Raw genomic sequence first — 11,572 nt, forward strand, 5'->3', positions numbered from 1 at the left:
AATCCTTTGAAGTTATCGCCGGATTTTCCCCCACTCCACACCGGACGTGCGACTTTCACCGCATCCGGCGTTCCATCGGTTGTTTTCACAAGCATTTAATCAATCACCAAATGAAATGTTAGTTTTCTATTGCGGACAAACCAGCCTGCTGGCGCAGACTGTTCACTTTTAACATCAGTTCCTTTGTTGCCTTGAGCGTGTCGGCTATCTCTTTTAGCTCATTCTTAGGACACTCTTGCAGGAGTGGAAGAAATCTATTATGGAACAAAATCATATTTCGATAGCGTTCCTTGCCGCCCAATTCTGCCGGTGTTTTCAGCCAGCATACTATGTCAGCCGCATTTTCAAAGAGTTCCCCACTTAGCGCACATTTTCCACGTTGAGCCGAGAATAGTGAAATCCTGCTGTCAGTAAGTTCTGTGCTTCGCCCCATAGACGGTTGATTCCTCAAACCTGATAGAACAGATGAGTTCATACTTAGGTTCGTGTGTATCAATGCCCGTCCCTCTACCGTGTAACTGCAAACCGCCGCTTTCTTTGCCATCGGTATCTTGTTCTTGATGTATGCGATAGGGTAGATAGGTTGGTCGATTCCAGATACATACCGTATCATTGCCGACTTTCCAAACCGTTCTTTTTCGCTCTCGGTCATTGCGCCGCCCTCTCGAACAAGTCTGCACCCGGTTTCTGTATTGAGCCGATTTGTTAAAACTGTCATGACCTGTCTGTGGATTTTCCTGCAATCAATGCTGATGCAGGTGGCAAGTTGAAAATAATTCTGTATTCCCAGAACCATTGAATTGTACAGCCGTATTTCGTCCAAAGGTCTTTTTCCCTCTGGAGGTCGGGCAATTCGTTTCGCCTGTTCCACCAGTTTTTGCCTTTCCAGTTCCAACTTTTTGTCACAGATATGAGATTGCACGATGTACTTCCTGCTTTTCGGTCTGACTCGTATCTTAAACCCAAGAAACTCTGAATAGCGTTTTCTAACATTGACTATCCTTGTTTTCTCTGGCGATACCTCCAACCTCAGCCTCTCGGTTATCCATGCCGTTACAGCCTCTTTCGTTCTCAAAGCGTCCTCTTTATTCCGGCAGAAAATTCTGAAATCATCTGCATATCTCACGATATACATTTCTTTCAACCCTGTTTTCCTCATTTTGAGGAATGCCTTGCTCCGGTCAAAAGTAATCGAGTTTCTGATTTTCCTCTCATACCCGTATTCCTTTACAAGAGGGTGGTTCTGCCATTGGCTCTCAACCCATTTGTCCAGTTCATTCAGCACGATATTGGCAAGCAACGGTGAAATGATACCGCCTTGCGGAGTGCCTTTGTCTGGAATGAGTGTAGTGCCGTCTGGCATTCTAATCGGTGCTTTCAGAATCCGCTTGATAATAAAAATCAACTGTTTGTCGTGTATTCCCATTGCCCATATTTGCCGCATTAGCTTGCTGTGATTTACGTTGTCGAAAAATCCTTTTATATCAAACTCAATCACATAATGCAGGTTCATGCGTTGAAGCATGGTGTAAGTTTTCTGCACGGCGTGTTCCACGGAACGGTTCGGGCGAAAGCCGTAACTGTTGTCGCTGAATTTCGCTTCGCAGATTGGCTCTATGACCTGTTTGATACATTGCTGTACCAGCCTGTCCCAGATACAGGGAATACCTAACGGTCTGGTTTTTCCGTTTGGTTTCGGAATGTCTTTGCGTCTTACCGGCTTTGGGCGGTATCCGTGCTGACTTCCTGTGACAATAAACCTCACTTTCTCTGCAACTGTTTCGGGCGGTAAACACCCGATGTCACTGATGTTTTTGTTGTCTGTTCCTGCTGTGTAGCTTCCTCCGTTTGCTTTGATGTTCCGATATGCCAGAAGAATGTTGTCCCGGCTCAGAATTAAATCCATAAGGTCGGTAAAATTTTCTCCCTCCAAACTTCGATGATAGAGTTCATCAAAAACTGGCTGCATACCGTAATACTCGGCATGACGTAAGTCATCTACACATAGAGTTTTGTTTTTCTTTGGCATAAGGCATCACCTCCTTTTTGCGAAAGTGACCCTTTTGGTCTTACTCGAATCCTTATGTTGGATTGAATAATGCCTGCTTATCTCAACCGACTTGTGGCCATTCCTCCGTAGCTCACATAACGCAAGCACATCATAGGTTCGACCACTACTTTTCAGCAGCAGTTCGTCTGCTTATTGTTTTTCGTCAGACTATTCCTTGCGGAATCTGCTGCCTTTCCTCGTTCCGATAGTTCTATCTGTTCATACATACCCATAGGTTCCTGCTATAGACCTGTCGGCTTGCCTGTGCCTGTAACACAGCATGGTCGTTCGTAGGATCAATTTCTACTAAACCACACCGACTGCGCATTAACGCACCCACACATTTCTGCGTGGTCTTCTTTTAGACCTGTACATTCGCAGGTTCGTCAGTCCGCCCGCCAAAGCGAACATTCTAACCATAGGTATCTTATAGACTCTCGGCTTATAGGTAACACAGTCTGCCTCCAGACCGCTTTCGACCACTTTAGGCAGTGGTTACGGTTACTCTCAGCCTTTGTCATGGGGCTTCGTACACCAGCCATTACAGCTAATGCACGCCCATCAAGGGTAGGCGTTTCAGGGCGTTACCCCGTCATTCCACCTATCAAACTACCAGTTCTCCGAACAACGGAAAACCGTTGCTCGTGCGCAGACTTTTTACCGTCTGCGAACGAGTCGCACTGACCCAGAAATCGTCTCCGGCCTTGCCCTCGCCTTTGGTATTAGCGATCAGCGTTGTCACCAGCTTCAAAATATCCTTTTCCGAGTGGATGTATGCAAAGGGGTTATAGTGCATGGACTTCTTGAAGTTGATGGTATTTAGAACCTTGATGCGGTAAGACTCATAAATGACCTTGCCATGCTTATCCTTCATGGGCTTTCCGTCTTTCCCCAGCTTGGGCGCACCCCTTTGGAGCATTTTTCCACACTCCACCAGAATTGTTCCTTTCGGGTCCGTCACTACATAGGAGCTGTGCATCTGCATCAGGTTGGGTTTCAGCCAGAATCGGGTCTTACCGGAACCGGAGCCGCCAATCACCAGTACATTTTTGTTTCTGGCAGTCTTGGGGTCCTTGGGGCGGCTGTTCATGGTCAGGCTCTCCGTTTTCGTCAGAATCACATTGTTCTGAAATACAGGATCAACGTAAGGTGCAATATCCTCACGGGTTCCCCATGAAGCGTTTTGTCAAGTGCTTTTTTGAGTTATTGACGCAAATTATCGTGAAAGTGCGAAAGTGCAAAGTGCAAAGGGTCTGCGTTTTGCACTTTCAGCTTGCGGGTTCGGGTGGCTGCTTCTTCTTGATGAAGTTGTACCATTGACCGCCGACACGCCTTGCGCCTAAAATGCCGCCCATGTTGCGCTTGGCATTCTGTACCGTCCTTTCGGATATTCCGGCTTCGGCTGCGGCTTTTACAATGTCCTCACTGGCAAGCTCTTTCCCGTCTGCCAACAGGTCAAGTATCAGCCGTTCCGCCTGTTCGGTCTTGGTGGCGGTGTTGCCGCCCGCGCCGGACAGCAGCTCGTCAGCGGTGATGTCGTATTCGCCTATCCACGAAAAGCCCGTTTCCGGGTCAAGGTAAAAGGCAACGGGCTTGCCCTCCGGCGCAAGGGAAGATTTGTCATGGACGATAACGCGCACATTCGGTTCTCGCTTCACGCGCCCGATCAGCAGGACGCTCCTTGCTGCGGCGCGGAAGTCGATAGAACCTAAGCCCCGGTATGCGCTCTGCCCTCCGGCAGCTTTGTTGAGATGTCCGATAAGGATAACGGCGCACCCGGTACGCTCGGCAACATCGGCAAGGCGGCGGAACATGGGGCGCACTTCGTTTGCCCGGTTCATGTCGGTCTTTTCGCCCATATACGCCTGTATGGGGTCAAGGATAATCAGCCGCGCCCCGTTCTGCGTGATTGCCTTTTCTATGCGCTCGTCGGAGAGGGTAAGCTCCCGCTTGGCTTCATCAATCACAAGTACGCGGTCAAGGTCGGCTTCTGCTTCCATCAAGCGGGGCTTGACGGTATCGCCCAGCCCGTCCTCGGCGGTCTGGTAAATTACTTGGAACGGCGGCAAGGGCTTCATTCCCGGCAGCGTTCCCCCGGTGGTGCAGGCAGCGGCAAGGCGCAGCGCAAAGGTGGTCTTGCCCTCGCCGGGGTTGCCCTGTACTATGGTTACTTTCCCAAAGGGGATATACGGTTTCCATAGCCATTCAACGGTCTGTGTGTCAACCTCGCTCATGCGGATAATCTCAACGGTTTCTTCCTGCGGCGGTTCTTTCAAGCCATAGACAGCTTCCCGCAGATATTTCCCGTCTGTGATTTCGCCCCGGCGCGTCTGCACCTCGTTCCAGTCTTTGAAAAGTGGGATAAGACGGTGGACGGTCAAGCCCTCCGGCATAAGCTCCACAAGGCGGCTGCAAGCGTCGTTTCCGGCTTTGTCGCTGTCAAGGCAGAGATATACGGTCTTGATGTTCGGGCGGTCAGAGAGAAAGCACATAAGGGCTTTATCTCCCACGCCGCCCAGTGACAAATAGCTTTGCTTCTGCCAGCCCTTTTTGAACAGGCAGAGAAAAGATAACAGGTCAATCGGGGCTTCAAAGACAAACAATCTTTCGCCCTCGCCCCGATAGCAGAAGTTAAAGGCTTTGTCGCTTCCTTTCACATCAAGCCGGAAGTTCCCGGCTGTGCCGCGCTGGTGGGCGTAGCGTGGTACTCCGTCCTTGTCACGCCCCACAAATACGGCGTTGTGGTGGGCGGCTTCCTCGTAAATGTCGCCATTGGAAAGAAAAAAGCCCGTCACATCTTCATCAATGCGGCGGGCTTCGGTAAGGTAGCTTTTCACTTGTCCGGCGGTATCGCTGCGGGGCGGCAATCGAAAATCAGAGAGGGGCGCGGGGCTTGGTCTGTCCGGCGCGGCTGCTCCCTGTTCCCCTGTGAGAAGTTCAACGGCTTCGGTGAAGCTCTTGCCGAAAAACTCCATGACAAAATCAACGGGGCCGCCGCCTTTGCTCTGGCTGTGGCGATACCATTTGTTTCCCCGGACGGTCAAGCTGTCGTGCCGTTTCCAGCGGTATTCCTGTCCGGCGCGGGTAAGCTGCTCGCCCTGCGATTGCAGGAACAAAACAAGGTCGGCTTGGTTGGCGCGGTCTATCTGTTCTTGGGTGTAATACATAAAATTTCAACTCCTTTCAGCGGTCTATATCATGCCGCTTGGTGCGGTTCTGTGTCTGCTCCGGCTGCTCGGCTTTCAGCGCAATATCCACGCATTTGCGTATCTTCTGAAGCTCGGCAACCTCGGCGCGGGCAGCTTTCAGTTTGGTGTAGTCGGTATCTCTCTGTGTCTTAATGTCAGAGTATTCCTGTTCCCATGCAGCAATAGGCAAGGTCTTTGTTTCTTTTGGCAGCTTGGCATGAAGATAGCGGTTTGCTGCGTCCCATAGGGCAAGCTCGGCGCGGTGGGCTTCCTCGTACTTATCGCGCTTGCTCGTCCAACCGTTTTTCAGATTTTTCAGTTGGTCGTGGACGGGTTTGTACTTGGTGTAATTCTTCCCGTACTCTATCAGCTTTTGCAGTTCTTTCATGCGTTGCTCGGCAGTTTTCATTCCCTCCCGGATTGAATAGGCTTCCTCACTGACAGAGGAAAGAGAAGCGTCCAATTCGTCGAGGGTGGAGATACCATGCTCGGAAAGATAGTTGACCGTCTGCGCTATGGTTTTCAATTCAGCGGCGGCGTGCTGTTGCTGCCAGCTCTGCGAATACTTCCGGCTCTTTTCCCTCTGAACGCTTAAATACTTCATCAGCAGACTTGTAAGGTCGGAGGATTTGGGCGGCTGCTCCGGGGCGGTTTCCCTCTCGGCAAGCAGTCCGGCAAGCCATTCTTTGAGCTTGCCGATCTGCGCCCGGATTTCCCGGATAAGGCGGTTGGCTTTCTGGATATTTCGGTTTAACTCGCCTTTCTCGGTGGCAATCCCTTTCTTCTCCATTTGGCAAGCTGCCACGCCCATGTGGACGGTGGGGATTTCATCAATGCCGCGCTCGGCGTTGCTGCGGTGGTCGATACGCTCCGCGCTGCCGTTTTGCTCTAAAAAGTCATTTGCCATATCAGCCCATGCCTTGCGCCATAGGTCGGCGTTCTCCTGCCTGTTCCAGTCCATAAGGTCAATTTTTCGTGTCTTATATCTGCCGCTTGGAAGTAGGATTTTCTCGCCGCTTTCGTCAAGGACATATTCCTTTTTTGACTTCGCCGCCCATGCACCTTTTTCATCAAGAGGGCGCATAGTCAAGAGGATATGGGCGTGAGGATTGCCGCTTCCTGTATCGTGGATATTGAAGTCGGCGCACATTCCTTTGGAAACAAATTGAGAGGAACAGTATTCCCGTACAAGGCGGGTCTGTTCCTCTCTTGAAAGTTCAACAGGCAAGGCAAGTTCGATTTCCCTCGCAAGCTGTGAATTATTCGATTTTTCGGTTTGCTCCACGCTGTTCCATAAGGTAGAACGGTCAGAGAATGAGGGCGGGGCATGGGGCGGCAGCATGATTTCAGAATGAACCACACCGCCTTTTCTTGTGTAGTCGTGGGTTATTCCGTCCCACTCGTTTGTCAGCTTTTCCCCGGCTCGGTAGGCGGCTGCGGCTACGGCAGATTTGCCTTTCCCCCGGCTGACAATCTTAATGCTGCAATGGTAGATTGCGATAGTATCACCTCCCGGATAGGATAATCAGACTTGTGGAAAGTGAATAGCTTGCAACGCAAGGTGTTCGCTTTCCGCAAGTACACAAAGGGGTAGACAGCACAAGCTGTCGCAGGGGAAGTGTAGCTTCCCCTGTCTGCGGCAAAGCCGCCATATCGGAGCGCGGGGAAAGTTCCCGGTGCGGAGATAAGCCCTCGGCAGAGCGCACACGCCCGCAAGGGTGTATAAGTGCGCCCTTTGTTCCAAAGGGCTTTATCCGGCGTTCCCGTCCTCGGCTCGTTTTTTCAGATATGCCCGCGCTTCCTCGCCCGTTAAGGCAAGCCGGAGCAGGTCGGCGGCTTCCTCGTCGGTCATGTTCTTTGCTTCCGGCACAATGCTCTCAAAGACTGCGCCCCGGACGATAAGGCGGTGGCTGCGCGTTCTGCGTTCCTCTTTGGATAACTTCTGACGCAACATCTTTTCCCGGTTCTCAAACTGCCGGATTTTCTTCTTTCCGTCCTCAATCTCGGCTTGCAGCTCCTCGCGGGTTTTCTCTCTCGGTTTTGTCATAGTTGGTCGCTCCTTTCTGCCTGTCGGCGTAGAAAAAGGACAGTCGATTTCTCGGCTGCCCTTTTGGATGGGTATTAAGTTTTATTGTGTGCTGTTTTATCTTACCCTTATTGTTTTGACACTTTACTTAAACGGGATATTTCATCATCATTATTCAATAATCGTGTTGATAGCAGACTGTACCGCTTTATATCTCCCCTCATTTGAGTGTGCCGCTAAACAGGTAATTAAATATGCTTTTCCATCTTTTTCATACAGAACAACAATGTTATAGGAAGATGCCATTGTTCCTGTTTTCATTCCTTTAACATTTGCATTATAGTACGGTGAATTTTCATCTAAAAATTCATTTGTATTTTTCCATGTAAATTCACCTTGCGGAGTTTGAATTGAAAATTCGCTTTTTCCAATACATTCTTTAACAAAATCGTAGTTAAGGAGCTTCAACGCTACGCGGTTAATGTCATCTAAATGAGAGTCAGCTTGCATAGACGCGCCACTTGGGTCATTATATAAATTTGTTTTGGAATAGCCTGCTTCGATTAAATACTCACTAAGTTCTGTCATGAAATAATCTATATATTCCGTTGCTGTATAACCTTCGCCTAATTCGTTTTTAGCGATATGATATGCCAACGCATAGGCTGCGTCATTTCCGGAAGGAACAAGCATAGCCTCCATGATTTGTTTAACTGTGTATTCCCCAGCATACAGATTTGCTAAAGATGAACCCGCCGGAACAAGTTCTAATACCTCTTGATTTACTTCAACAATATCTTCCAAATCTACTTTTCCCAAAGCATAATCAATGGCAAATAGTTTTGCCAAACTTGCTACTGTGGGAAGTTGGCTATCGCCCTCGTAAAATAAATATTCCTCCTGTTCAATATCATAAACAGAAAATGAAAGAGCGTCCTGCGGAATGTTAAGCTCGTTCGTACTTAGTTGAAAATCAATTTTTTTATAGATGTCCTTTAAGAAATCAAAACGATAAATCCCTGTTTTGTGTAGCCCAATTACTGCAACAAATGCTATAAACAACACTGTTACAAAAGCTATTATCTTTTTACATTTTCTATGCTTCTTCATATTTTTTCTCCCACGAATTTATATCTGCCATTCTGTGCCTTTGAGAAAAGTATAGCACAAGAATATGAACAAATCCACATTATTTCAACAAGTTTGTAGTGCTGTTTTCTCTGGCATATCGCCGCGTTGCTTCCCGTCGTTCCTCGCTGTATGGGGCGGTCAGACGGAAAGAGAAGCGCCCCTTGCGGATTTCAAACTCCATGCAGCCCGTTTCGGGGTCTGCGTCGGTCTGGCGGCACTGGTCGGGGTGCTGTCTGGCGTAGGCGGCAAGCCGTTTCTTCAAGTCGGTGTTGTGGGTGCGGATATGGATTAGCGGGTCTTTCTCGTCAAACCAAATATCGGTGGTCTTTTCCTGCTTCGTAAGCCCTGTTCTCATAAACTCTCCTTTCTGCGCCCCTGTTACGCAGTAGGGGCATTTTTCGGGTGTTTTTCCCGGCTCTTGACTTGGGGAAAATGAGGATTTTCAAATAGAAATCGCCCGGACAGGGAATGGTTCGTCGGGGCGGCTGTTATCGCAAGATTTCTGTTTTTTCCGGCTCTTGACCGTCAGACGCGGATAAACGCGAACTGTCGGCAAGCACCAGTTTGAGCAACTTGTCGCGGAATGTTTCTGTGCTGCTGTGATTGAAAAATAACTCCACAACAATGGTCTGCCCGTTCCTCTGGGTCGTGATGATACTGTCGGGGGTCTGTTCTGCCATAGGCGGCTCCTTTCTCCGGGTGCAAAAGAGGGATTTCCCGTAGTTCGGAAAATCCCTCTTGGTTGACGGTTATTCTGTTTTACTGTGTGGGCTGTGCGGCGGCTGCCTGCGCCTTTTTCTTCGCCCGGTATTCCCGCGCCTTGATACGGTCATACTCCCGCTGCTTTTCAAGGTTTCGCGCCCGGTACTCCCTTGAATACTGCCGGTGGTATGCGCGGCTCTTTTCCTTTTTGGCTTCTTCGATTTCCTCCCGCATTTGCCGGATTTCCTGCTCGGTCGGTTCTGCAAGCTGTGTCACTTCATTCTCAAACTTGCCGATATAATTGAAATATATGCTGATGTGCTGGATTGCGTATCTCGCCCTTTTCTGGTCGCGCTCATGCACTTCAATCCTGCTGATAAACTCGTTGAGAATGGCGGGGGTAAGTTCGGTAAAGGCGGCATGGCGTTCCGTCAGCTTCAAAAACTTCTGCGCCCGTCCTCCCGCGTTCTCATAAGCGGATAGCTGCTCTTGGAGCGTGGCAAGCTCCGCTTTCAGCGCATAGTATTCTTCCGAATACTTCTGCGACATCTGCTCATAACGGTCTTGCGGGATCGTGCCGAGGGCGTTGTCCTCATAGAGCTTATTCAGCACCTTGTCAATCTGTTCAAGGCGCGTCGTGATTTGCGGAATACGCTTCTGCTGTTTCTTGGTCTGGTCGGTCTGCTGCATGGCAAGGTTCTTTTTCACTAAGGCTTCAAACTCCGCCCGGTTGCTGATAGAATAGTCCTCGATTTTCTTCAGCACTTCCGCGATGGTCTGCATGAGCAAGTCCGCGTCCATGATGTGCGGGGAATGACACTTGGGGTTTTTAGCCTTTCCCTTGTGATACTCGCTGCAATAGGCAACGTGCCGTTTGCCGCCGTTCCTGTAATCTATGCGAATGTGCATTTTTGAACCGCAGTCTTTACAAAAAAGCAAGCCCGACAAAGGGTGGATTTCCCCGTCCCCGTTGGGGCGTCTGACGGGTGCGTTTTCCAAAATCCGCTGTACGGTTTCAAAATCGCTGCGGCTGATAATCGGCTCATGCACATTTTCTGTGATGTGCCACTGGCTCCGGTCTACATAGTGGTTATGTTTATCCCGGAAATGCTTTGTAGTCTTGAAGTTGACCACATCGCCGCAATACTCCTGCCGTGTGAGGATATTGGTCAAGGTGGCTTTGTTCCACTTGCAGCGGTTATCCTCGTTGAGCGTCTTATTTTTACAGGTTCCTCGCCCTCGGTCTTTCATATAGAAAGTGGGGGTAGGGATTTGCTCGTTTTTCAGATGCACGGCGATTTGGTTGCGGTTCTTCCCGCCGATAAACAGACGGAAAATCAAACGGACAACCGCGGCGGCTTCCTCGTCGATTATCCAAAAATCCTTGTTGTCCGGGTCTTTGACATAGCCGTAAGGGGCTTCGGTGACAATCGGCTTTCCACTCATGCCTTTGGTCTTAATGCCCGTTTTTACTTTCTTGCTGATGTCCTTTGCATACCACTCCGACATGATATTGATAAAGGGCGCAAACTCCAGCGTGTCGGGCTTCTCGCTGTCTATGCCGTTGTTGACCGCGATAAAGCGCACGTTGTTCCGTCTGAAAATCTCCATAGCGTTGCCGACTTGGAGATAGTCGCGCCCCCAGCGGGTAAGGTCTTTCATAATGCAGACACCGATTTTCCCGTTTTCCACATCGTCCATCATGCGGGAGTAGGCGGAACGGTCAAAAAATCTGCCGCTTTCGTCATCGTCGATGTAGTGCCGGATCTTGGTTAGGTGCTGCCCTCTGGCATAGTTCTCCAAAAATATTTTTTGGTTCTGTATGCTGTTGCTCTCGCCGCCGTCCCTATCCTCGTCGCCCACGGAAAGGCGGGAGTAAAGGGCTGTAATTTTGCTATAATCAGTCATGTGCATAACCTCCTGTGCGTCCATGTATGTGTCATTTACACTTAAAATTATGCACTCCAGCGGGCCGAACCATATTCCAAACCATGTCGATATTTCTTGGCGTTCTTGCTTTTAAGATACACCGCCAGCCTCAGACCAACACCGCAGCACAGCCCTACCAACAAGTCCAATGGATGCAGGCTTGGCCAGAAACTTTGCAGCGCCCCAGGCAGAACCTCAACCAGCGAAAGAAACTTTTCTGAAGCATCCGCCCCTTGTGCCATTCGCCATGCCTCTCCAAAATTGGTAGCAAACAGCCCCAGCAGGATATACGGCATATTCAGCAAAATGAGCTTTTTGATGTCCAATGTCTTTTTCATCGTTCCAGCTCCTTTCGCTTGGTGCGATCCACCACAGCATTTTTAACCATCTCTTTGAACTGGTTAAGTTTTGCCAGTACGGACGGGCGCTCTGTTTTCGTTGCCTTTTTGACCTTTTTGTTGGTATACTCTGTAAAAGCTGCTGTCAGAGCATCTGCATCACGGCCTTTGAAAAAAATCAGGTACTTTGGCGGAGAACTGCTGCGGT

9 protein-coding genes and 2 pseudogenes are annotated in these 11,572 nt (G+C 49.5%); all 11 read right to left on the reverse strand.

All coding sequences use genetic code 11. The annotated features are described in order from the left end of the window. Nucleotides 1–118 precede the first annotated feature (118 nt). Entirely contained in the window at nucleotides 119–2,029 is a 1,911-nt protein-coding gene (gene ltrA, locus OCV62_RS10955; RefSeq protein WP_113998925.1) for a group II intron reverse transcriptase/maturase, read from the reverse strand. Between the two features lie 697 nt (nucleotides 2,030–2,726). Further along, nucleotides 2,727–3,233 (reverse strand): annotated as a pseudogene (locus OCV62_RS10960) (type IV secretory system conjugative DNA transfer family protein); the annotation flags it as partial. Nucleotides 3,234–3,318: 85 nt separating this feature from the next. Beyond that, nucleotides 3,319–5,217 (reverse strand): AAA family ATPase, encoded by a 1,899-nt coding sequence (locus OCV62_RS10965; RefSeq protein ID WP_262586649.1) that lies wholly within the window; start codon nucleotides 5,215–5,217, stop codon nucleotides 3,319–3,321. Nucleotides 5,218–5,233: 16 nt separating this feature from the next. Further along, on the reverse strand, nucleotides 5,234–6,739 hold the full coding sequence (mobQ, locus tag OCV62_RS10970) for a MobQ family relaxase (RefSeq protein ID WP_262586663.1): 1,506 nt from the start codon (nucleotides 6,737–6,739) through the stop codon (nucleotides 5,234–5,236). A 249-nt stretch (nucleotides 6,740–6,988) separates the two neighbouring features. Further along, nucleotides 6,989–7,285, reverse strand: coding sequence for a DUF3847 domain-containing protein (locus OCV62_RS10975; RefSeq protein WP_262586651.1), 297 nt, complete (start codon nucleotides 7,283–7,285; stop codon nucleotides 6,989–6,991). Between the two features lie 150 nt (nucleotides 7,286–7,435). Beyond that, nucleotides 7,436–8,374: a serine hydrolase gene (locus OCV62_RS10980; protein ID WP_040219241.1), complete on the reverse strand. Its 939-nt coding sequence runs from the start codon at nucleotides 8,372–8,374 to the stop codon at nucleotides 7,436–7,438. 79 nt (nucleotides 8,375–8,453) lie between these two features. Next, nucleotides 8,454–8,750: a hypothetical protein gene (locus tag OCV62_RS10985; protein ID WP_008982217.1), complete on the reverse strand. Its 297-nt coding sequence runs from the start codon at nucleotides 8,748–8,750 to the stop codon at nucleotides 8,454–8,456. Between the two features lie 133 nt (nucleotides 8,751–8,883). Continuing rightward, a complete protein-coding gene (locus OCV62_RS10990) occupies nucleotides 8,884–9,075 on the reverse strand; it encodes a transposon-encoded TnpW family protein (RefSeq protein WP_262586652.1) in 192 nt (63 codons plus the stop codon). Between the two features lie 79 nt (nucleotides 9,076–9,154). Continuing rightward, nucleotides 9,155–11,005: a recombinase family protein gene (locus OCV62_RS10995; RefSeq protein ID WP_330667368.1), complete on the reverse strand. Its 1,851-nt coding sequence runs from the start codon at nucleotides 11,003–11,005 to the stop codon at nucleotides 9,155–9,157. 56 nt (nucleotides 11,006–11,061) lie between these two features. Beyond that, nucleotides 11,062–11,364, reverse strand: a pseudogene (locus OCV62_RS11000) (recombinase); the annotation flags it as partial. Then, nucleotides 11,361–11,572 (reverse strand): PcfB family protein (locus OCV62_RS11005; protein WP_262586657.1); only part of this gene is annotated, 212 nt, incomplete at its 5' end. The gene OCV62_RS11005 and the pseudogene OCV62_RS11000, both read right to left, overlap by 4 nt.

Origin of the sequence: Gallintestinimicrobium propionicum (assembly GCF_025567525.1) — a bacterium.
Classification (GTDB): domain Bacteria; phylum Bacillota; class Clostridia; order Lachnospirales; family Lachnospiraceae; genus Gallintestinimicrobium; species Gallintestinimicrobium propionicum.